The sequence below is a fragment of the Streptomyces sp. TRM68416 genome, assembly GCF_014596915.1.
Taxonomy (GTDB): domain Bacteria; phylum Actinomycetota; class Actinomycetes; order Streptomycetales; family Streptomycetaceae; genus Streptomyces.
Window position 1 is genome coordinate 121,619 of sequence record NZ_JACVWU010000008.1, and the last position, 21,760, is coordinate 143,378.

General features: G+C 72.4%; 19 protein-coding genes. 12 read left to right on the forward strand and 7 right to left on the reverse strand.

All coding sequences use genetic code 11. The annotated features are described in order from the left end of the window. Positions 1 to 38 precede the first annotated feature (38 nt). Positions 39 to 1,196, forward strand: coding sequence for a D-alanine--D-alanine ligase family protein (locus ICC28_RS15250; protein ID WP_188289097.1), 1,158 nt, complete (start codon positions 39 to 41; stop codon positions 1,194 to 1,196). A gap of 7 nt (positions 1,197 to 1,203) precedes the next feature. Here ICC28_RS15250 and ICC28_RS15255 read toward each other — a convergent pair whose 3' ends face one another. Then, on the reverse strand, positions 1,204 to 1,704 hold the full coding sequence (locus ICC28_RS15255; protein ID WP_188289098.1) for a DUF3515 domain-containing protein: 501 nt from the start codon (positions 1,702 to 1,704) through the stop codon (positions 1,204 to 1,206). A gap of 20 nt (positions 1,705 to 1,724) precedes the next feature. After that, positions 1,725 to 1,958, reverse strand: coding sequence for an Lrp/AsnC family transcriptional regulator (locus tag ICC28_RS15260; protein WP_003997603.1), 234 nt, complete (start codon positions 1,956 to 1,958; stop codon positions 1,725 to 1,727). Between the two features lie 206 nt (positions 1,959 to 2,164). Between ICC28_RS15260 and ICC28_RS15265 the strand changes: the two genes are divergently transcribed. Both ICC28_RS15265 and thiD read left to right on the forward strand, forming a co-directional pair. Continuing rightward, entirely contained in the window at positions 2,165 to 3,133 is a 969-nt protein-coding gene (locus tag ICC28_RS15265) for a thiamine-phosphate kinase (RefSeq protein ID WP_188289099.1), read from the forward strand. After that, the gene (gene thiD, locus ICC28_RS15270; RefSeq protein ID WP_188289100.1) at positions 3,130 to 3,933 is read left to right on the forward strand and encodes a bifunctional hydroxymethylpyrimidine kinase/phosphomethylpyrimidine kinase; all 804 of its coding nucleotides are present in this window, start codon (positions 3,130 to 3,132) and stop codon (positions 3,931 to 3,933) included. Before ICC28_RS15265 ends, thiD begins: the two co-directional genes overlap by 4 nt. Before the next feature lie 513 nt (positions 3,934 to 4,446). Here the strand turns inward: thiD and rpmB are convergent. After that, positions 4,447 to 4,632 carry a 50S ribosomal protein L28 gene (rpmB, locus tag ICC28_RS15275; RefSeq protein WP_009190838.1) on the reverse strand — a complete coding sequence of 62 codons (186 nt, stop codon included), beginning with the start codon at positions 4,630 to 4,632 and terminating at the stop codon, positions 4,447 to 4,449. A gap of 249 nt (positions 4,633 to 4,881) precedes the next feature. Here rpmB and ICC28_RS15280 point away from each other — a divergent pair, with 249 nt between their 5' ends. Continuing rightward, positions 4,882 to 6,534 (forward strand): DAK2 domain-containing protein, encoded by a 1,653-nt coding sequence (locus ICC28_RS15280; protein ID WP_188289101.1) that lies wholly within the window; start codon positions 4,882 to 4,884, stop codon positions 6,532 to 6,534. A 443-nt stretch (positions 6,535 to 6,977) separates the two neighbouring features. Here ICC28_RS15280 and ICC28_RS15285 read toward each other — a convergent pair whose 3' ends face one another. Continuing rightward, entirely contained in the window at positions 6,978 to 9,914 is a 2,937-nt protein-coding gene (locus ICC28_RS15285; protein WP_188289102.1) for a tetratricopeptide repeat protein, read from the reverse strand. Next, positions 9,911 to 11,737, reverse strand: a complete 1,827-nt coding sequence (locus tag ICC28_RS15290; protein ID WP_188289103.1) for an HSP90 family protein — start codon at positions 11,735 to 11,737, stop codon at positions 9,911 to 9,913. Before ICC28_RS15290 ends, ICC28_RS15285 begins: the two co-directional genes overlap by 4 nt. A gap of 187 nt (positions 11,738 to 11,924) precedes the next feature. Between ICC28_RS15290 and ICC28_RS15295 the strand changes: the two genes are divergently transcribed. The 8 genes from ICC28_RS15295 to mutM all read left to right on the forward strand — a co-directional run bounded on the left by ICC28_RS15295 (position 11,925) and on the right by mutM (position 20,007). Beyond that, positions 11,925 to 14,930 carry a helicase-related protein gene (locus ICC28_RS15295; RefSeq protein ID WP_188289104.1) on the forward strand — a complete coding sequence of 1,002 codons (3,006 nt, stop codon included), beginning with the start codon at positions 11,925 to 11,927 and terminating at the stop codon, positions 14,928 to 14,930. A gap of 108 nt (positions 14,931 to 15,038) precedes the next feature. Further along, positions 15,039 to 15,626 (forward strand): 16S rRNA (guanine(966)-N(2))-methyltransferase RsmD, encoded by a 588-nt coding sequence (gene rsmD / locus ICC28_RS15300; RefSeq protein ID WP_188289105.1) that lies wholly within the window; start codon positions 15,039 to 15,041, stop codon positions 15,624 to 15,626. Positions 15,627 to 15,652: 26 nt separating this feature from the next. Continuing rightward, positions 15,653 to 16,132: a pantetheine-phosphate adenylyltransferase gene (coaD, locus tag ICC28_RS15305; RefSeq protein ID WP_188289225.1), complete on the forward strand. Its 480-nt coding sequence runs from the start codon at positions 15,653 to 15,655 to the stop codon at positions 16,130 to 16,132. Between the two features lie 58 nt (positions 16,133 to 16,190). After that, a complete protein-coding gene (locus ICC28_RS15310) occupies positions 16,191 to 17,258 on the forward strand; it encodes an ATP synthase F0 subunit B (RefSeq protein WP_188289106.1) in 1,068 nt (355 codons plus the stop codon). A 133-nt stretch (positions 17,259 to 17,391) separates the two neighbouring features. Then, entirely contained in the window at positions 17,392 to 18,042 is a 651-nt protein-coding gene (locus ICC28_RS15315; RefSeq protein WP_188289107.1) for a YceD family protein, read from the forward strand. A 2-nt stretch (positions 18,043 to 18,044) separates the two neighbouring features. Further along, a complete protein-coding gene (gene rpmF, locus ICC28_RS15320; RefSeq protein WP_043266291.1) occupies positions 18,045 to 18,218 on the forward strand; it encodes a 50S ribosomal protein L32 in 174 nt (57 codons plus the stop codon). Positions 18,219 to 18,225: 7 nt separating this feature from the next. After that, the gene (gene rnc, locus ICC28_RS15325; protein ID WP_188289108.1) at positions 18,226 to 19,077 is read left to right on the forward strand and encodes a ribonuclease III; all 852 of its coding nucleotides are present in this window, start codon (positions 18,226 to 18,228) and stop codon (positions 19,075 to 19,077) included. A 69-nt stretch (positions 19,078 to 19,146) separates the two neighbouring features. Further along, positions 19,147 to 20,007, forward strand: a complete 861-nt coding sequence (gene mutM, locus ICC28_RS15330) for a bifunctional DNA-formamidopyrimidine glycosylase/DNA-(apurinic or apyrimidinic site) lyase (RefSeq protein WP_188289109.1) — start codon at positions 19,147 to 19,149, stop codon at positions 20,005 to 20,007. Here the strand turns inward: mutM and ICC28_RS15335 are convergent. Both ICC28_RS15335 and ICC28_RS15340 read right to left on the reverse strand, forming a co-directional pair. Beyond that, positions 19,980 to 20,381: a winged helix-turn-helix transcriptional regulator gene (locus tag ICC28_RS15335; protein ID WP_188289110.1), complete on the reverse strand. Its 402-nt coding sequence runs from the start codon at positions 20,379 to 20,381 to the stop codon at positions 19,980 to 19,982. The two genes, mutM and ICC28_RS15335, sit on opposite strands and share 28 nt — an antisense overlap. A gap of 162 nt (positions 20,382 to 20,543) precedes the next feature. After that, complete coding sequence (locus ICC28_RS15340; protein ID WP_188289111.1) at positions 20,544 to 21,629, reverse strand: CAP domain-containing protein; 1,086 nt, start codon at positions 21,627 to 21,629, stop codon at positions 20,544 to 20,546. Between the last annotated feature and the right edge of the window lie 131 nt (positions 21,630 to 21,760).

Below are 21,760 nucleotides of genomic sequence, written 5' to 3' on the forward strand. Positions count from 1 at the left end.
TGTCTCAGGCCTCTACCAACGGGTACTCTCAACGCGATATGAGCACCGAGAACCTCCCCCAGAGCCCCCAGCAGCCGCCTCGCAAGCCGCGTGTGGCCGTCGTGTTCGGCGGTCGCAGCTCAGAGCACGGGATCTCCGTGGTGACCGCCGGGGCCGTACTGAAGGCCATCGACCGGACGACGTACGACGTCCTGCCGATCGGCATCACGCAGGACGGCCGTTGGGCGCTCACCGCCGACGAACCGGAGCGGATGGCGATCACCGAGCGCCGTACGCCCAGCGTCGAGGAGCTGGCCGAGTCCGGCGAGGGCGGCGTGGTGCTCCCCGTCGACCCCGCCAACCGCGAAGTCGTCTACAGCGAGCCCGGATCGGTGCCCAAGGCGCTCGGTGAGGTCGACGTCGTCTTCCCCGTCCTGCACGGCCCCTACGGCGAGGACGGCACCCTCCAGGGCCTGCTGGAGCTCTCCGGCGTGCCGTACGTGGGCTCGGGGGTGCTCGCCTCGGCCGTCGGCCAGGACAAGGAGTACATGAAGCGGGTGTTCACCTCCTTCGGGCTGAAGGTGGGCCCGTACGTGGTGATCCGGCCGCGCGAGTGGGCGCAGGACGAGTCGGCCGCCCGCAAGAAGATCGTCGACTTCGCCGGCGAGCACGGCTGGCCGCTGTTCGTGAAGCCCGCGCGCGCGGGTTCGTCGATCGGCATCACCAAGGTCGACGACCTGTCCGGTCTCGACGAGGCGATCGCCGAGGCACAGCGGCACGACCCGAAGATCCTCGTCGAGGCGGCACTGCGCGGCCGGGAGATCGAGTGCGGCGTCCTGGAGTTCGAGGACGGCCCGCGCGCGTCCGTCCCCGCGGAGATCCCGCCGCCGCAGGAGCACGCGTACTACGACTTCGAGGCGAAGTACATCGACTCGACCCCGGGCATCGTCCCGGCCCCGCTGACGGACGAGGAGACGGCCGAGGTCCGCAGGCTCGCCGTGGACGCGTTCGAGGCGGCCTCCTGCGAAGGGCTGGTGCGGGCCGACTTCTTCCTCACCGAGGACGGCGATTTCGTGATCAACGAGATCAACACCATGCCCGGCTTCACGCCGATCTCGATGTACCCGCAGATGTGGCAGGCGACCGGGATCAGCTACCCGGAGCTGGTGGACCTGCTGATCCGGGCGGCGCTGCGCAGGTCGACCGGCCTGCGGTGAGCCGTGGCTAGAGGGCGATTCCTTCGGGGATCGCCTTCTTCACGGCCGACGCCAGGTCGATCAGCACGGCCGAACGGTCCACGCCCTCCGGCACGGTCACCTCGACGTACGCCTGACGATTGGCGCAGGTGAAACGGTACGCACCGCCGTCACCCTTCTCCATCAGCCAGTCGACCCCGTTCACCCCGCCGGGCACCGCGTCGGCGTCATGCCCCTCCGCCACCTTCGGGTCGATCATCTTCGGCGGCCGGGGCACACCGCAGCGCAGTATGATCTCCGGGTTTCCCCAGCCCGCCGTCAACGCGGAGGCGGGCTCGGGATCGCGGCGGCTCTCACCGGCCACCTTCGACGGCAGTACCTTGTCCAGGTTCTGGCACAGCTTGGTGGCCCGCGCCCCCGGCGAGGGAACCGCCGCCGACGTGTCGTCGTCTGCTGAGGAGCAGCCCGCGACGGTGATCGACAGGACGAGCGCGGGCAGACCGATGAGCCGGTGACGCAAGAAGTTCACCGGCCAAGGGTAGACGGGGGCTAGAGATGGACGACCGGGCAGGTCAGTGTGCGGGTGATGCCGTCCACTTGCTGCACCTTGGCCACCACCATGCGGCCGAGGTCGTCCACGGTGTCGGCCTGGGCACGAACGATCACGTCATACGGTCCTGTCACGTCCTCGGCCTGGATGACTCCAGGGATCTTGCTGATCGTCTCGGCGACGGTCGACGCTTTGCCGACCTCCGTCTGGATCAGGATGTACGCCTGTACCACGGAACCTCCAGGGCGGCCACGAGGATCATGTGGGGAAAAGGAACGCCACGGTATCGCGTCGCCGCTCGCCGCGGGGAGACCTGCGGGGACCGGGGCTTCCGCGCCGGGGTGCGGGCACGACAGAAGTTGACGGTCTCTTCGACCGTATCGGGGACAGTAGACACACGCGACCGGGAACGGACAGGGACAGAAGGGGCGCAAGGTCAATGAAGGGCACTGTTGGTGAGCTCGGGGAGTTCGGGCTCATCAGGGAGCTCACCTCCCGTCTCACCACCACCCCGGCGGTCCGGGTCGGACCCGGCGACGACGCCGCCGTGGTGGCCGCGCCCGACCGCAGGGTCGTGGCCAGCACCGACATCCTCCTGGAGGGGCGGCACTTCCGCCGCGACTGGTCCACCGCCTACGACGTGGGCCGCAAGGCGGCGGCGCAGAACCTCGCCGACATCGCCGCCATGGGCGCCGTACCGACGGCCCTGCTGCTCGGTCTGGTCGTTCCCGCCGAGCTTCCGGTGACCTGGCCGACCGAGCTGATGGACGGCCTGCGCGACGAGTGCCAGGTCGCCGGGGCCGCCGTGGTCGGCGGGGACGTCGTACGCGGCGACTCGATCATGGTGTCGATCACCGCGCTCGGCGACCTGCGCAACCAGGAGCCCGTGACACGCGCCGGCGCACAACCCGGTGACCTCGTCGCGGTCACCGGCTGGCTCGGCTGGTCCGCGGCCGGGTACGCCGTGCTGGCCAGGGGGTTCCGCTCGCCGCGGGCGTTCGTGGAGGCGCACCGGCGCCCGGAACCGCCGTACCACGCGGGACCGGCGGCGGCCGGGCTCGGCGCCACGGCCATGTGCGACGTGAGCGACGGGCTGATCGCCGACCTCGGGCACATCGCCGAGGCCAGCAAGGTCCGTATCGACATCCGGTCCGGCGCGATCGACATCCCGACCCAGATGAACGACATCGGGCAGGCCGTGGGCGTCGACCCCATGCAGTGGGTGCTCACCGGGGGAGAGGACCACGCGATCGTGGCGACCTTCCCGCCGGACGTGAAGCTGCCCGCCCGCTGGAAGGTCATCGGCGAGGTCCTCAACCCCTCGGCGCTGCCCCAGGTGACGGTCGACGGGGCGCCGTGGACCAGCAAGGGCGGCTGGGACCACTTCGGCGGGGACATCGAGTCATGAGCCTCCCCAGGGTCCTCAGCGTCGCCGGCTCCGACTCCGGCGGCGGCGCGGGCATCCAGGCCGACCTCAAGACGATGCTCGCGCTCGGCGTGCACGGCATGAGCGTCGTCACGGCGGTCACCGCGCAGAACTCCCTCGGCGTGCAGGGCGCTTGGCCGCTGCCGGTGGAGGCGGTGCGGGCCCAGTACCGCAGCGTCGTCGACGACATCGGCGTCCAGGCCGTGAAGACCGGGATGCTCGCCTCGGCCGAACTCGTCGAGGCGGTGGCCGAGTTGATCGGCGCCACCGACGCGCCGGCGGTCGTCGACCCGGTGGGCGTGTCCAAGCACGGGGACTCCCTGCTGGCCGCGTCCGCCCTGGACTCCGTACGGACCGGGCTGCTGCCCGTCGCCACGGTCGCCACGCCCAATCTGGACGAGGTGGCCCAACTCACGGGTGTCCGCGTGGAGTCCGAGGACGACCTGCGGCGGGCGGCGGCGGCCGTGCTGGCGTACGGGCCGCGCTGGGTCGTGATCAAGGGCGGCCATCTCGCCGGGGACGCCGTGGACCTGCTGACCGACGGCTCCGAGGAACACTGGCTGCGCGCCCCCCGCTACGACAACCGCCACACCCACGGCACCGGCTGCACCCTCGCCTCCGCCATCGCGTCGCACCTGGCGAAGGGGCTGCCCGTACCCGAGGCGGTGACGGCGGCCAAGGAGTACGTCACCGGAGCCATCGCCGCCGGATTCGCACTCGGCACCGGAATCGGGCCCGTGGACCACGGCTGGGCCCTCGGGCGGGGTACGCCGGAAGCTTGATGCCGGTCGCCGATTTCTCGGCGAGCCGCTTGAGGAAGGCGGTCGGCGGGCGGGAGGCCGGCAGCCGGAGCATGCGCTCCCGGCCCCGGGGCCGCCGCCCGGTCGGCGGCGCGAGGAACGACCCCGTGGTCCGCGCCCGCCAGGACGTACGCGGCGACGGCCGCCGCCCCCGTGCACCTGCCGCCCAGGGCGGCGCCGCAGCCGTCGTCCCGGCGGTCGTCGCGACGGTCGCTGCGACGGAGGGCCGGGTAGCGCGCGGGCGCGGTCCGGGCTGCCGTGGCAGTCACCATCGACGGCGCGGCCGGGCCAGGCGCTCGACAGGGTGGGCGTCCTCGGCCTCGGCAGGGACGGCGATGCGGTCGCCTCGGGCGAGGCCTCGACGGACCGGGACGCCGGAGCGCCCGCCCGGAGTCCCGGCCGGTGGACGTGTTCCGCGCATGCAAAAAGCCGATCCACACGAAGTGGATCGGCTCGATGCAGCGAACCAGCAGTGGCCGCGCGCTTAGCTGTGCGTCAGCGCGAGACCTTGCCGGCCTTGATGCACGAGGTGCAAGCGTTCACGCGCTTCGGCGTCCCGCCGACCACGGTACGGACGCGCTGGATGTTCGGGTTCCAGCGACGGGACGTACGGCGGTGCGAAAACGAGATGTTGTTGCCGAAGCCCGGCCCCTTGCCGCAGACGTCGCAGTTGGCAGCCACGGGTCACTCCAAAGACTTCAGATGCACTTACGGATAATCCCGGCATGCCGGGATCGAGATCTAAGATCTGAGTGGCGCTGCCAGGGGAACGGCCCGATCTGGATCGGGCAACCGGAGCAGCATACAACGGCTGCGCCAGTAGAACGAAACTACCATGGCTGCTCAGGGGCCCGCTCCCGGCCCTCTTCCGGTGCACACCGTCCCTGGGTCTACGCTGCGTCCCACGTCCAGCAGCTCAAGGAGGCGCAGGTGGCGCAGGTGCCGCAGACATTCTTCGATGCTCTCGCGGTGCGCACCTGGTGCGGTCTCGCGCTGGAGGCGCTCGGTCGCGCGCGCGAGGAGATCGACGCGATCAACGTCTACCCCGTGGCCGACGGTGACACCGGCACCAACCTGTATCTCACGGTGGAGTCCGCTGCGGCCGCCGTCGACGCGGTGTTCGTCGGCCACGAGGCGGGCTCCGAGGGCTCCGCGCCCTCGCTGGCCGACGCCGTACGGGCGATGGCGCACGGGGCCCTCATAGGGGCGCGCGGCAACTCCGGGACGATCCTGGCGCAGCTGCTGCGCGGCATGGCCCAGGTGCTCGCCGCCGACGGTGACACGGCTCACGCGGACGCCACCGGGCTCCGGCTCGCCCTGCGGCACGCCGCCGACTCCGCCCGCCAGGCCGTGGCCCACCCCGTCGAGGGCACGGTCCTCACCGTCGCCTCGGCGGCGGCCGACGCGGCCGGCGGGGCCGAGGGCGACTGCGGGGCCGTCGTCCGGGCCGCCTACGAGGGCGCGCGTGCCGCCCTCGCCGCGACCCCGCACCAGCTCGCCGTCCTGGAACGCGCCGGGGTGGTCGACGCCGGGGGGCGCGGGCTGGTCACGGTCCTCGCGGCCCTGGTGGAGACGTTCACCGGCGAGACGCCGACGGTCACGAGGGCCCACACGCGCGTGGTCGTCGACAGTCCCGGCGACTGCGCCCCCGCGCCGGACGGCGGACCCGCCTTCGAGGTGATCTACCTCCTGGACGCCGAGGACGCGGCCGTCGCACGGCTGCGCGAGCGGCTCGACTCCCTCGGTGACTCACTGGTGGTGGTCGGCGGCGACGGCCTGTGGAACGTCCATGTCCACGTCGACGACGCTGGCGCCGCCGTGGAGGCGGGCGTCGAGGCCGGCCGGCCGCACCGCATCCGCATCACCCACTTCGGCGTCGGCGACGTGCACACCACCGGCGCGCGGCCGCCCCGGGAGCGCGTCCAGCGCGCCGTCGTCGCCGTCGTACCCGGACCGGGGCTGGCCGGGCTGTACACCGAGGCCGGCGCCACCACCGTGCTCGCGCGCCCCGGGGAGCCGCCCGCGAGCGGGGAACTCGTCGAGGCGGTACGGCGGGCCCACGCGCGCGAGGTCGTGCTGCTGCCCAACGACGCCGACCTGCGGCACACCGCCGCCGCGGCCGCCGAACAGGCCCGCACGGAAGGCATCCGCGTGGCCCTCATCCCGACGCGCTCCGCGGTCCAGGGCATCGCGGCGCTCGCCGTGCACGAGCCGGAGCGGCGCTTCGACGAGGACGTCGTGTCCATGACCTCGGCGGCGGGCGCCACCCGCTACGCCGAGGTCGCCGTCGCCGAACGCCAGTCCTGGACCATGGCCGGCATCTGCCAGGCCGGAGACGTCCTCGGCCTCATCGACGGCGACGTGGCCGTGATCGGCGCGGACGTCACCGCCACCGCCGAGACCGTCCTTGACCGCATGCTCGCCGCCGGCGGCGAACTCGTCACCCTCGTCCTCGGCGACGACGCCCCCGACGACATCGCCCCCCACCTCGAAGCCCGGGTACGCGAGTCGTACCTCGCCGTGGACACGGTCGTCTACCGGGGCGGCCGCCAAGGCGCGCTGCTGCTCATCGGGGTGGAATAGGGCGCCGGGCGGGGGCGGTACGCCTCGACCGCCCCACTGCCGCTCCGCCTCCGCCGCCGCTCGCCGCGCCTGCGCCGCCCTGTCTTTGTCGGCCGCGAGCCCCGCGCGCGTGCCGCTGGCTCTGTCGGCGGGCAGGGGGCGGCGCCCGGGCTCGTCGGTGGGGCGGGGGCGTTCGTCCTCGTTGGCGCGGCTGCGGTTCCGCCTCTGTCTGTCGGTTCCGTGCAGCTCTGCCTTCGTAGGCCGTGGGCCACACGCGCGTGTGTGTGCCGCCGGCTCTGCCCGTTGGCGCGGGGTGCTGGAGTTCGTCGGTGTGGTGTGGGCAATCCTCCCAGGCCACCCCGCTGCTGCTCCGCCTCCGCCTGCCGGTCCCGCGCCGCTCTGCCCTCGTAGGCCGTGAGCCCGCACGCGTGCGGGCGGGCTCCGGTCGTGTCGGTGCCTCGGGGTCAGTCCTCCTCGACCACCCCGAGGAGCTGCTCCGCCTCCGCTCGGCGTTCCTGTGCCGCCCCGTCCTCGTCGGACACACCCTCGTAGGCCGCGAGCACCGCACGCGCGCGTGCCGCCGCTTCCGTGGGGCGGCCCAGGTCGGCCGCCAGCCAGCCCGCGGCGAGTTCGGCGCCGGTGCGGGCGTCCCGGGCGTCGTCGCCGAGGCCGGCGAAGACGGCGACTGCTTCTGCCATGCGGGACAGGGCCTCGTCCAGGGCGGTCCGGATCGAGTCGTCCTCGTCGTCCTCGGCCGCGGAGCGGGCGAGGAGGTCACCGAACTGCCGGTGGGTGTGCCCGAGCTCGGCGGTGAGCCGGGCGCGCGTCTCGTCGTCGGGCGCCGCGTCCAGCGCCTCCGCGCACTCCTGGACGGCCTCCGTCATCAACTCCCGCGCGCGGTCCGCGCCGTCGCCCTCCTCCGCGCGCAGCGCCAGCCACGCGCGGGCGCGCAGGGAGCGGACGAGGCCCTGGACGTTGCCGAGCGAGCGCCACAGGTCGCCCGCGCGCGCATACGCCCGGTCCGCCTCCGCCTCCAGCCCGGCCTGCCCGAGCGACTCGGCCGCGAGGTGGGCGAGCGTGGCGTGGTCGTGCTGCTCCGGCCAGTGCCGGGCGATCTCGGCCGCCCGGAGCCGGCATTCGGCGGCCTCCCGGTGCTCGCCGAGCTCGCTCAGACAGTCGCCGAGCCACCACTGCGTCTGGACCACCGCACCGTCGCCGTGCGTCTCCGCGGACAGCTCGGTGAGCGCCGACTCCAGCACCTCCGCCGCCTCGGCCCAGCGCCCCTGACGCAGCAGGAACCCGCCGAGCTGATGCCGCGCCCAGGCGCCGAGCGTCGGGCCCTCACCGGCCTCGTCGGCCCAGTGCGCCGCCTCCAGGGCGTGCTCGGCGGCCTCCTCGGCCAGACCCCGGCCGCCGAGCAGCTCGGCGAGCTGGAGATGCAGCTGGGCCAGCCCCGGCGGCTCCAGATGCGGCCCGCCGTGCTCCAGGGCGGCCCGCAGGGCACGCTCGGCCTCCGCCGTGTCACCGAGGTGGTGCGCGAGGCCGGCCACCCGGGCCTCGTACTCCACCGCGAACCACGGCAGCCCCGCCCCGACGAACGCCGCCGCCGCGCGCGCGAACAGCTCCGCCGCCGTCGCCACCTCCCCCGCGAGGGCCGCCAGCTCCGCGTGCATCGCCTGCGCCTCGGCGGCCCGGGAGGCGAGCCGTACGTCGTCCCCGGTGTGCCCCTCGACGAGCGCGAGCACCTCCCGTGCGGCCGCCTCGGCGGCAGCCACGACCGCCGGATCCAGCGGTTCGTCCGCCTCGTGCACCCGCCGCATGAGCACCCGCGCCCGCCCCATCAGCACGGCCGCCGTCTGCCGCAGACCGGTGGCGTCCTCGGCGTACAGCGCGAGGATCTCGTCGTAGGGCCCGGCGACCGCGGCGAGCGCCTCCTCCACCCGGCCGGTGAGCGCGCGGACGTACGCCGCACGCGTGCGTGCCGCCAGCGACTCGCCGGGGTCGCCCGCCTGCGCGTACAGCTCCGCGGCCCGCTCGAACAGCTCGACGCCCTCGGGACCGAGTTCCATCGCCCGGTGGTCGGCGATCTCCGCGCGGTCACGGACGTCCAGCTCGACGCCCTCGGCCGCCCGCGCGACCGCGGCCCACGCCTCGACGGCCTGGGGCTGCAACGTGTCCGACAGCCGCCGGGCCGTGGCCAGCAGCGTCGACAGATCGGCCTCCACGGGCTCATCCTGCGCCGGAACCGCCGCCACGGGAACAGCGGCTGTCGCCGCACGCGCCGAGCGCACGCCGAGCGGCAGCCGCTCCACCAACGGCTCCTGCGCCATACGCGCGCGTGCCCGCTCGCTGATGTGCGAGGTGCCGTTGCGCCGGTCGAAGCGCGCGGCGAGACCCAGGGCCTCCGTACGCGCGTGGGCGGCCAGTTCCCGCGCGGTCCACGCCCGGCCCGCCGGCCCCGGCACCCGCTGCTCGCCGAGCCCGAGCCCGGTCAGCCGCTCCATGAGCAGTGCCACCACGGACAGGAACTCAAGACCGCTGCGCGGATGCCCGGTGTCGGTGAAGTACGCGGGCCGCTCCGCGAGCAGCTCCAGGCCGCGCGCCTCGTTGCCGGTCAGCGCGCAGAACTCGACGTGGTCGGCGTAGGCGCCACGCATGCTCTCCATGGCCCGCACCAGCCGGAAACCCCGCAGGTGGTGGGCGCGAGCCTCGTCCACGCGGCCCAGCCGCAGCAGGGGCGCGAGCGAGGAGGCGAGCGTCGTGTGCGGCTCGTGGGCGCAGGTGAACTCGCCCTCCAGGACCGGCCGCCACAGCTCCAGCGCCCGCTCGTCCCGCCCCCGCTCCGCCTGCCACGAGCCCTGCGCCTGCAGCTCGCACGCGTGGCAGTCCGCCATGCTGTCCCGGTCCGCGGCCAGCCAGGCGGCATACGCGCGCTCGGCCCGCTCGACGTCCCCCACATGCGCGGCCACGCTGAACTCCGCCGACCGCACCGCCCGTTCGGAATGCCCGGCCAGCCGGTAGCGGTGCTCCATCTCGCCGAGCCACTTCTCCACGGAGGCCAGCGGAATGTGCGGCTGGTCGAGCATGCCGGACGACATCCACTTGAACACCCAGTGCAGGGTGTGCGCCTCGTACGCGTCGAAGTCCTCGGGCCGCTCGTCCCACATGCGCAGCAGGCGCGCGAAGGGCACGAACATCCGGTCCTTCTCGGAGCTGTAGTTGTAGACCTTCAGCTGGTGCCCGAGCGCCTCGATCACGGCGAGCGGCACGTTCAGCCGCTCGGCCTCGGCGAGCAGCCGCTCCGCGCGCGCGTTGCGGGCCGGGCCCTCCGGCTGCTCGGCGTTCTCCGCCATCGCCCGGCGCAGCGCGTCGAAGTCCGTGATCCCGTCGGTCCCGCTCATCGGCGGCCCTCCTCGCCATTGGTGGCCCACTCCAGGAGGCCGATGAACGCCCGGTTCAGCAGGGCCGAGTCGGTCGGCCGCAGCGGACGCCGGGCCATCAGCAGCGCCTGCCCGTACAGCGACTCCGTGGCCGTGCCGATCAGCTCCGCGTCGCCCAGCGAACCGATCTTCCGGACCAGTGGGCTGAGATGGTTGAGCACCAGACGCGCGCGGGGCGCGCTGCCGCGCAGCGAGCCCAGAATGCCCGCCCACAGGTCGTCCGCCCCCTCCTCGGCCGCGGACCGGGCCTGCTCGTGCCGGGCGGCCCGGTCGTCCAGGTGCAGCGCGGGCACGGACATCGGATGGAACGCCCGGAGGACCACGTCGCAGCCCAAGGGGTCGAGCTTGGCCCGCGCGGCCGCCAGGAAGCCCGACAGCGCCAGCTCCTCGTCCGGGTCGACCGCGTCCAGATGGGCGGTCACGGTGTCCGCGTCGAGCTCGGCGACCACCGTCCCCGGGCGCACCGACGGCAGAGCCTCGACCAGCTCGCTGTCGTACGTGTAACCGCCGTTGACCACCCCGACGCCCTGCGCGGAGGCGATCGGCGCGACCTGCCGGTACTCCTCGACGGTCCGCGTGAAGTGCACCACCGGGTGCCGCTGGGCGAACTCCTTCAGGGACAGCCGCCCGTCGGTGGTCTCGAAGGGGAGCCAGGGCAGCATCGTGCGCAGCATCTCCCGGTCGTGCCGCGCCAGGGACTTCACCCCCAGGTGGTGCACGGCCAGGAACGCCGCCAGCCGCTCCGGCTCACCGGCCGCCAGCCCCGTGAGCCATGACCGGATCCGCTCGCCCAGCGCCTCCCGCACGGCCGCCAGCGTCTCGTCCTCGTACAGCGCCTCGCGCGAGGCCGTGGGCCGCAGGCTGTCGGTGTCCAGGACGCACCGCACGAAGAACGCCCAGTCCGGCAGGAGCTGTTCGGCCCGCTCGGTCAGCAGCATGCCCTTGAGGTGCACCCGGTGCCCGGCCCGCTGCGCCGGGCTCACCGCCGACGGCAGCACGTACGCCACCCCGCGGATCCCGGCCAGCGGCACGTTCAGTTCGATCGAGTCCAGCGGGGTGAACCCGAACAGGTCGTGACAGTGCCGGGCCAGGGCCACCCGCCGGTTGGCGGGGGAGGGGTACGGGCGGTCCCAGGGCGCCGGCAGGTCGGTGACCTCCTCCTCGCCCACGCGCACGTCGTACGGCAGCAGCGAGCCGAAGTCCCGGGCCAGCGCCAGCACCCGCTCCTCGGTGAGCCACTCCGCGGCACCGGCCCGCGCCACCAGGTGCACCGTGGTGCCCGGCTCGGGCCGCTCGGCGTCCGGCAGCGTCCGCACGGTGTACGAGCCGTCGTCCGCCGCCGTCCACTCCACGGGCGGTGCCTCGGGCGTACGGGCGCTGCGGCTGATCACCCGGATCCGCTCGGCGACCACGAAACAGGCCAGCAGACCGATGCCGAACTGGCCGAGGAAGTCGGAGCGGGCCGCCTCAAGTCCGTCCGCCCGCTTGGAACTGCGGCCGATCGTCGCCAGCAGACTGTGCACATCGGACTCGGTCAGCCCGATACCGGAGTCCTCCACCCGCAGCCCGCCGCCGGCGTCGTCGACGTACAGCCGCACCCGCGCCGGGGCGCCGGGCTGCTCCGCGCGCCGGGCGGTGACGGCGTCGACCGCGTTCTGCAGCAGCTCGCGCAGGTAGACCTTCGGGCTGGAGTAGAGGTGTTGGGAGAGCAGGTCCACCAGGCCGCGCAGGTCGACCTGGAACGTATGAGGTGACTGGGATGACTGTGAGGTCTGGGAGTCCATCGTCGCAGCGCCGGTGGGGGGACGGGCGTCGGCGCGGGGTCGGGCGGTCCCTGTGAGGCGGTGACCGCGAAGGATGGCCGGAGCGCGTCATCCTAAAGCCCGAACGGCCGCCTGACCAGGGGTTTCCTCGGACGTATACGGCGCGTGCGGCGACCGCCGCCACGGATTGTCAGTGCTGTGGTGTGCAATGGATCTCGTGCCCGCACTGGAAGAACCACTGGACCGGCCCCTCAAGGCAGTGCTCGGCCCCGCCACCGCGAAGGTGATGGCCGAGCACCTCGGCCTGCACACCGTCGGCGACCTCCTGCACCACTACCCGCGCAGATACGAGGAGCGCGGCCAGCTCACCCACCTGGCCGACCTCCCGATGGACGAACACGTCACGGTGGTCGCCCAGGTCGCCGACGCCAGGCTGCACAGCTTCGCCTCCGCCAAGGCCCCGCGAGGCAAGGGCCAGCGCCTCGAAGTGACCATCACCGACGGCAGCGGCCGACTCCAACTGGTCTTCTTCGGCAACGGCGTGCACAAGCCCCACAAGGAGCTCCTGCCGGGCACCCGCGCCCTGTTCGCGGGCAAGGTCTCCGTCTTCAACCGCCGCCTCCAGCTCGCCCACCCGGCCTACGAGCTGCTGCGCGGCGACGGCGAGGAGACGGTCGAGACCTGGGCCGGCGCCCTGATCCCCATCTACCCCGCCACCGCCAAGCTGGAGTCCTGGAAGATCGGCAAGGCGGTGCAGACGGTGCTGCCGGCCGCCCAGGACGCCGTCGATCCCCTCCCGGACACCCTGCGCGAGGGCCGCGGCCTGGTCCCGCTCCCCGAAGCCCTCCTGAAGATCCACCGCCCGCACACCAAGGCCGACATCGAGGACGCCCGCTCCCGCCTGAAGTGGGACGAGGCCTTCGTCCTCCAGGTCGCCCTGGCCCGCCGTCGGCACACCGACGCCCTCCTCCCCGCGGTCGCCCGCAAACCCCGGCCCGACGGCCTCCTCACGGCCTTCGACGACCGCCTCCCCTTCACCCTCACCGAGGGCCAGCAGCGGGTCTCCAAGGAGATCTTCGACGACCTGGCCACCGAGCACCCGATGCACCGGCTGCTCCAGGGCGAGGTGGGCTCGGGGAAGGCGCAGCCCCTCGACGCGCTGGTGCTCACCCCCGCCGGCTATCGCCGCATGGGGGAGCTGAGCGTGGGGGACGAGGTGGTCGTGCCCGACGGCGAGATCGCCTTGATCGACGGGGTCTTCCCGCAAGGGGAGCGCGAGGTCTGGCGTCTGGTCCTGTCGGACGGCAGTTCCGTCGAGTGCGACGACGAGCACCTCTGGATCGTCGGTCCGAGCCCCGACCGGCACGGGGAACAGCCCCGAAAGGTCATGACGACCCGGGAGATCCGCCGGAACGCCTTCGCACCCGACGGATCCCCGAAGTGGTACCTGCCGACCGCCGTCCCCGTCGACCTCGGCGACGACTCCGGGCCGCCCCACGACCCCTACCAGTTCGGCGTCCGCCACGGCACGTCGATCCCCGACGCGTTCAAGAACACCTCGATCAAGAACCGTCACGCCCTGCTGCAGGGGCTGCTGGACACCGACGGCACCGTCGACGCGGACGGCCTCAGCGTCACTTTCCGCTCCGCCTCGCGCGCACGGGCGGACGACGTGGCCTGGCTCGTGCGCTCGCTCGGCGGACGAGCGCACGTGCTGCCCAAGGAGACCGCCTACGACGTCTCGCTCGCCCTGCCCGAGGAATTCGCCCCCTTCCGGCTCCCCCGGAAAGCGGCCCGCGTTCGCCCCCGCCCGAAGGACGACACGTTCCGGCGCGGAATCCGGGCGGTCGAGCACGTGGGGCGCAAGCCGGTCCAGTGCATCAGCGTCGCGCACCCGAGCCACGCCTACGTCACCGACAACTTCACGGTGACCCACAACACCATGGTGGCCCTGCGCGCCATGCTCGCCACCGTCGACGCCGGCGGACAGGCCGCGATGCTCGCGCCCACCGAGGTCCTCGCCCAGCAGCACCACCGCTCCGTCGTGGAGATGATGGGCGAGCTGGCCGAGGGCGGCATGCTGGGCGGCGCCGAGCACGCCACCAAGGTCGTCCTGCTCACCGGTTCCATGGGCGCGGCCGCCCGCCGCCAGGCCCTGCTCGACCTCGTCACCGGCGAGGCCGGCATCGTGATCGGCACGCATGCGCTGATCGAGGACAAGGTGCAGTTCCACGACCTCGGCCTGGTCGTCGTCGACGAACAGCACCGCTTCGGCGTCGAGCAGCGCGACGCCCTGCGCGGCAAGGGCAAACAGCCCCCGCACCTCCTCGTCATGACGGCCACCCCCATCCCGCGCACGGTCGCCATGACGGTCTTCGGCGACCTGGAGACCTCCGTCCTCGACCAGCTCCCGGCCGGCCGCTCGCCGATCGCCAGCCATGTCGTCCCCGCCGCCGACAAACCCCACTTCCTCGCCCGCGCCTGGGAACGGGTGCGCGAGGAGGTCGAGAACGGCCATCAGGCGTACGTCGTCTGCCCGCGCATCGGGGACGAGGAGGCGGACCCCAAGAAGAAGTCCGCCGAGGACGAGGCCGAGAAGCGCCCCGCGCTCGCCGTCCTCGACGTGGCCGACCAGCTGACCAAGGGCCCCCTGCAAGGCCTCCGGGTCGAGGTCCTGCACGGCAGGATGCACCCCGACGACAAGGACGCGGTCATGCGCCGCTTCGCCGCGGGGGAGACCCACGTCCTGGTCGCCACCACCGTCATCGAGGTCGGCGTCAACGTGCCCAACGCCACCGCCATGGTGATCATGGACGCCGACCGCTTCGGCGTCTCCCAGCTCCACCAGTTGCGCGGCCGGGTGGGCCGTGGCTCGGCCCCGGGCCTCTGCCTCCTGGTCACCGAGATGCCCGAGGCCAGCGCCGCCCGCCAGCGGCTGAACGCGGTCGCCTCCACCCTCGACGGCTTCGAACTCTCCCGCATCGACCTCGAACAGCGCCGCGAGGGCGACGTCCTCGGCCAGGCCCAGTCCGGCGCCCGCACCAGCCTGCGCATGCTCGCGGTCATCGAGGACGAGGAGATCATCGCGGAGGCGCGGGAGGAGGCGACGAGGATCGTGGCCGCCGACCCGGACCTGACCGGCCTGCCCGGACTGCGAACGGCCCTGGACGCCCTCCTGGACGAGGAGAGGGAGCAGTACTTGGAAAAGGGGTGAGGGGAGACCCCCCAAGGGACGCGGGGCTGTAATCCATATGCGGCTACCGCCGCGCGAGCGCGACCAGCCACACTGGACCTCAAAGCCGCCCACAACGAAGGACCACAGATGACCCGCGTGATCGCCGGCGCAGCCGGCGGCCGTCGTCTCGCCGTGCCGCCGGGAAATGGCACACGCCCGACCTCCGACCGCGCACGCGAGGGCCTCTTCTCCACCTGGCAGTCCCTCCTGGGCGGCCCCTTGGACGGCGAACGGGTCCTGGACCTCTACGCGGGATCGGGAGCCGTCGGCCTGGAGGCCCTGTCCAGAGGAGCGAGCCACACCCTCCTCGTCGAGGCCGACGCCCGAGCCGTCCGCGTCGTCCGCGAGAACGTCAAGAACCTCGGCCTCCCCGGCGCCGAGGTCCGCGCGGGCAAAGCGGAACAAGTCATTCAGGCAACGCCCCCGCCAACGCCGTACGACCTCGTCTTCCTGGACCCCCCGTACGCCGTCTCGGACGGCGATCTTCGCGAGATTCTCCTCACACTCCGCACAGAGGGCTGGCTCGCGCCGGAGGCGATCGTCACCGTGGAGCGCAGCACCAGAGGCGGCGAATTCCGCTGGCCGGACGGTTTCGACGCGATCCGGGCCCGTCGCTACGGCGAGGGAACGTTTTGGTACGGTCGCGCCGCCTCTACGTGCGAAGACGCACGATGACCGGACCGGAGAGCGAGGGACCTCAAGTGCGCCGTGCCGTCTGTCCCGGGTCGTTCGACCCGATCACCAACGGACACCTCGACATCATCGCCCGAGCCTCCAGGCTCTACGACGAGGTGTACGTCGCGGTGATGATCAACCAGTCCAAGAAAGGGCTGTTCGAGGTGGAGGAGCGCCTCGACCTGATCCGCCGGGTCACCGCCGAGTACGGGAACGTGAAGGTCGAGGCCTTCCACGGCCTCCTCGTCGACTTCTGCAAGCAGCGCGACATCCCCGCCATCGTCAAGGGCCTGCGCGCGGTCAGCGACTTCGACTACGAGCTCCAGATGGCCCAGATGAACAACGGCCTGTCGGGCGTCGAGACGCTCTTCGTCCCCACCAATCCGACCTACAGCTTCCTGTCCTCCTCGCTCGTCAAGGAGGTCGCCACATGGGGCGGCGACGTCTCCCACCTGGTCCCGCCGGAGGTTCTGGAAGCCCTGAACGAGCGCCTCCGCAGGGACTGATGGGGCTACAGTCGTCCCGTCCGTCTCCAACACAGCTGTAGAGAGTGGCGAGCACACGGTGGACGTGCAGAAGAAGCTCGACGAGATCGTCGCGGCGGTCTCCAGTGCCCGGTCGATGCCGATGTCGGCCTCGTGCGTGGTCAACCGCGCCGAACTGCTCTCGATGCTGGAAGAGGTACGCCAGGCCCTTCCCGGCTCCCTCGCGCAGGCGCAGGAGCTGATCGGCGACCGCGAGCAGATGGTCGAGCAGGCCCGCCAGGAGGCCGAGCAGATCATCCGCTCCGCACACGCCGAGCGCGGCTCCTTGATCTCCGACACGGAGGTCGCCCGCCGCTCCCAGGCCGAAGCCGACCGGATCCTCGCCGAGGCCCGCCAGGAGGCCGAGGAGGTCCGCGCGGAGGCCGACGACTACGTCGACTCCAAGCTCGCCAACTTCGAGGTCGTCCTCACCAAGACCCTCGGCTCCGTCGGACGCGGCCGCGAGAAGCTCCTCGGCACGGGCCCCGGCGTCGACGAGCAGGGGTACGAGGACGAGGACGCCCCCGAGCGCAGCCACGACCCGGAGACCCTGCGCCGCAGCGCCGACGAATACGTCGACGTCAAGCTCGGCGCCTTCGAGGCCGTCCTCGCCAAGACCCTGGAGGCGGTCGGCAAGGGCCGCCAGAAGCTGCACGGCCGTATCGCCACCGACGACCTCGGCGCCCTCGCCGACGACACCGGCACCGTCCAGCACTCCAGCGACGCCGACTACCTCGCCGACCTGGCCGCCCTCGCGGAGCGGGACGCCCCCGCCGCGCAGCGGCAGCCCGAGCGGCCGGACTACACCCCGCAGCAGCCCGCGTACGCCGGCTACGACACCTACGACGGCTACCAGCAGCCCGCCTACGCCCAGCAGGACCCGTACGGCTACCAGCAGCAGGCCGACCCCTACGCCTACCAGGGCTACGACGCCCAGCAGCAGCCGTACGACCCGCAGCAGGCGCCCCAGCAGACCCACCAGCCTCAGCAGACCCACCAGCCCCAGCAGGCCCAGCAGGGCTACGCCCTCGACGAGACCAGCCTCTTCGACACGAGCATGATCAGTGCGGAGCAGCTGCGCGCCTACGAGCAGGGCCGGGGCCAGTAGGGCACCACCGGATTGGGCCGTGAGCGAAAGGTCCAGTATCCTGGCTCTTCGGTCGCGCGTACGTCCGCGATCAGCGCTGCCCGGGTACACCGAAGGGCAGCGTCCCTCTGAGCTCAGCAGATCGAAAGCAGGAATGGCCCTGAACGCCCGCCTCGACCACCGCAACCCTCTCGTGTTCGACACGCACGAGTTGGGGCGGCGTCCTGGCGCGCTGCAGCGCCTGACCCGCTCGATCGACGCCCCCCGGGACCTCGGTATCCAGGGAGTCGTCGGAGTGCCGGAAGGCGCCCCGCTGGAGCTCGACCTCCGACTTGAGTCGGTCATGGAAGGGGTGCTTGTCACAGGCACCGCCCGTGCACAGGCCAAGGGGGAGTGCGTAAGGTGTCTGGAGCCGCTCGAGCTCGCTCTCGAAGCGGACTTCCAGGAGATGTTCTCGTACCCTGACGCCGACGATCGGGGCCGCCCCAAGGCGGAACCGACCGACGACGCCGAGGAAGACGAGGACAGGCTCTTCATCGAGGACGGCCTGTTCGACCTCGAACCCGTGCTGCGTGATGCGGTGGTGCTCGCACTGCCGATGCAGCCGGTGTGCCGGGAGGACTGCCCAGGTCTGTGCGCCGAGTGCGGCGTGCGCCTGGCGGACGACCCGGACCACCACCATGACGCCGTCGACATCCGTTGGGCGGCACTGCAGGGACTCGCCGGTTCACTCGGAGACGGCGAGAAGGACGAGATGAGCGGCGCCGAAGCGGAAGCGGGCGTCGACGAGAAGCAGGAGAAGTAGCCGTGGCTGTTCCGAAGCGGAAGATGTCGCGCAGCAACACGCGCCACCGCCGGTCGCAGTGGAAGGCTGCGGTCCCCACCCTGGTTGCGTGCGAGCGCTGCCACGAGCCCAAGCAGCAGCACATCGCGTGCCCGTCTTGCGGCACCTACAACAAGCGCCAGGTCATCGCGGTCTGAGCGGCTGGTGAGAGGCACTGTGTCCACGCCAAAGAAGAACTCTTCCCGCGCGAGCGGGAATGGCCCGGCGGACAACACAGCCTCGTCCCACACGCTGTTGGAAGGGCGGCTCGGCTACAAGGTCGAGTCCGCCCTTCTGGTGCGTGCGCTGACCCACCGTTCGTACGCCTACGAGAACGGCGGTCTGCCGACGAACGAGCGGCTGGAGTTCCTCGGGGACTCCGTGCTCGGCCTCGTCGTCACGGACACGCTGTATCGCACCCACCCCGACCTGCCCGAAGGCCAGTTGGCCAAGTTGCGGGCCGCGGTGGTCAACTCGCGTGCGCTGGCGGAGGTCGGCCGCGGGCTCGACCTGGGCTCCTTCATCCGGCTCGGCCGCGGTGAAGAGGGCACGGGCGGCCGGGACAAGGCGTCCATCCTCGCCGACACCCTCGAAGCGGTGATCGGCGCGGTCTATCTCGACCAGGGCCTGGACTCGGCGGCGGAGCTGGTGCACCGCCTGTTCGACCCCCTGATCGAGAAGTCCTCGAACCTCGGAGCCGGCCTGGACTGGAAGACCAGTCTCCAGGAGCTCACCGCGACCGAGGGGCTCGGCGTGCCCGAGTACCTGGTCACGGAGACCGGCCCCGACCACGAGAAGACCTTCACTGCTGCCGCCCGCGTCGGAGGCGTCTCGTACGGCACCGGCACCGGCCGCAGCAAGAAGGAGGCGGAGCAGCAGGCCGCCGAGTCCGCGTGGCGGTCCATCCGGGCCGCGGCGGACGAGCGCGCCAAGGCGGCCGCGACGGCCGTCGACGTCACGTCGGACACCGACTCGGACCCCGACTCGGACCCCGACGAGGCGTCCGCCTCCGCCTGACCGAACAGCGAGAATCCGAGCGCCCGTCCCTTCCCCGGGGCGGGCGCACCGGCTTGACGGGGGACCCCCATGCCCGAGCTGCCCGAAGTCGAGGTCGTACGACGCGGTCTGGAGCGGTGGGTCGCCCATCGCACCGTGGCCGACGCCGAGGTGCTGCACCCGCGCGCGGTGCGCCGTCACCTCGCCGGCGCCGACGACTTCGCACACCGGCTGAAGGGCCACCGCATCGGCGTCCCCAGCCGCCGCGGCAAGTACCTGTGGCTGCCCCTGGAGGACACCGACCAGTCGGTCCTGGCCCACCTCGGCATGAGCGGGCAGCTCCTGGTCCAGCCGCACGAGGCCCCGGCCGAGAAGCACCTCAGAATCCGGGTGCGCTTCGCCGACGCCCTCGGCACCGAACTCCGCTTCGTCGACCAACGCACCTTCGGCGGCCTGTCGTTGCACGGCAACACCCCCGACGGCCTGCCCGACGTCATCGCGCACATCGCCCGCGACCCGCTGGACCCGCTCTTCGACGACGAGGCCTTCCACCAGGCCCTGCGCCGCAAGCGCACCACCGTCAAACGGGCCCTGCTCGACCAGTCGTTGATCAGCGGCGTCGGCAACATCTACGCGGACGAGGCCCTTTGGCGCGCCCGCCTGCACTACGAGCGCCCGACGGCCGGCTTCACCCGCCCGCGCACGCTCGAACTCCTGGGCCACGTACGGGACGTGATGAACGCCGCCCTCGCCGTCGGCGGCACCAGCTTCGACAGCCTGTACGTCAACGTCAACGGCGAGTCGGGCTACTTCGACCGCTCGCTCGACGCCTACGGCCGTGAGGGCCTGCCGTGCAGGCGGTGTGGCACACCGATGCGCCGACGCCCCTGGATGAACCGGTCCAGCTACTTCTGCCCGAAGTGTCAGCGGGCGCCGCGGGTGTCGTCGTAGCGCTCCCGTGCCGCGAGCACGTCGTCCATCCGGCCCTCCAGGAAGTGGATGAGGCCGAGCAGCCGCGTGGCCACCTCCTGGCCCAGCGGCGTCAGTTCGTAGTCCACGCGGGGCGGGTTGGTCGGCTGGGCCTCGCGGTGCACCAGGCCGTCCCGCTCCAGCGCGTGGAGGGTCTGGGACAGCATCTTCTCGCTCACGCCGTCGACGCGTCGGCGCAGCTCGTTGAAGCGCAGCGCCCCCTCGTGGAGAGCGCCGAGCGTGAGCGCGCCCCAGCGTCCCGTGACATGCTCCAGCGTGCCCCGCGACGGGCAGGCCTTGGCGAACACATTGAACGGGAGGTCCTGCTCCGCCGCGCGCTCCTGAGAGGTGTCCATGATGTGAGCGTACTCGAACGCAGCGCTAGCGGACAGATTGCGCTATCGAAAAGTTAGCGCCCGGAGCTGAGCGGACCTGGCGAGGGGCGCGGGGAACCGCGCGACCAGCCACCACGGGCCCGCAGACGAACAACGACACAGCACGCACTCCCAGCGGAGCGCTCAGTAACCGAAGTTCTGGGTCCACCAGGGCCCGCCGGCCCCGTAGTGGACGCCGACGCCCAGCGTCTTGAAGTCGCAGTTCAGGATGTTGGCCTTGTGGCCCGGGCTGTTCATCCAGGCGTCCATCACCGCGGCCGCGTCGGCCTGGCCCCGGGCGATGTTCTCGCCGCCGAGGTCGGTGATGCCGGCCTTGGCGGCCCGGTCCCACGGGCTCGCCCCGTCCGGGTCGGTGTGGTCGAAGAAGCCGCGCGCGGCCATGTCCTCGCTGAAGGCCGTGGCCAGCTCGGTCAGCGCGCTGTTGGCGGCGACGGCGGAGCAGCCGACCTTCGCCCGCTCCTCGTTGACCAGCTTGAGCACCTCGGCCGCGGCGGCCGCCTCCGCGGAGACCGTCACGGGCGCCTCGGACGGCTCCGGAGCCTCGGGAGCGGCCTGCGTCGGCGTCACCTTCGGCTTCTTGCCGGGCGTGGCCGACGGCTTCTTCTTCTCCGGCGTCTTCGTCGGCGCGGCCGAAGAGGTCGACGGTGACGGCGACGGAGACGCGGCGCGCTCCTGGTCGCGGCTGGCCGGAGTGCTGTCGTCGCGGCTCTCGGCGCTGCCCGACGTGCCGCCCTGCTCACTGGGCGAGCTGGTCGGCGAGTCGGCGGCCTGCACCTTGTCGCCGCCGCTGCCACCGCCGAGCGTGTAGTTGTCCCCGCCCGGCAGCACACCCGTGGCGACCGCGACGGTGCCGATGGCCACGGCCGCCGAGACCCCGAGCAGACCGGAGCGGACCGGCTTGACGGTCCTCTTCCTCGGCCGGCGGTGCGAACCCGCGCGCCGCAGGCCCTCGCCGGGCGTGAAGCCGTCACTCGCGAAGACGGCGGTGGCCGTGCCGTGCTCGCTGTCCGGCGCGAAGAGGTAGGCCTCGCTCCTGGCGTAGGTCCCGGCGTACGCGTCGGGGTTCAGGTAGGGCGCGATGCCCACCGTGTCGCCGGTGTACGAGTCCAGTGGGTCGCGGCTCCCCGGGAAGGAACCGTCTGTCTGCGTGACCCCCGTGGCGCGGCCCGTGGCGGCGCGGCCGGCGGCGGAGCGTCGGTGGCGTCCCATGTCCTGGCCTTCCTCGTCCGTGCGGTCGACTCGCCCCCTGCGATCAACCAAACCCACTCGATCGAGTGAGTTTCATATGAGATTCATTGGGTGGGGACGGTACCGCATGCCGCTGGGGGAGGAAGTGCCCA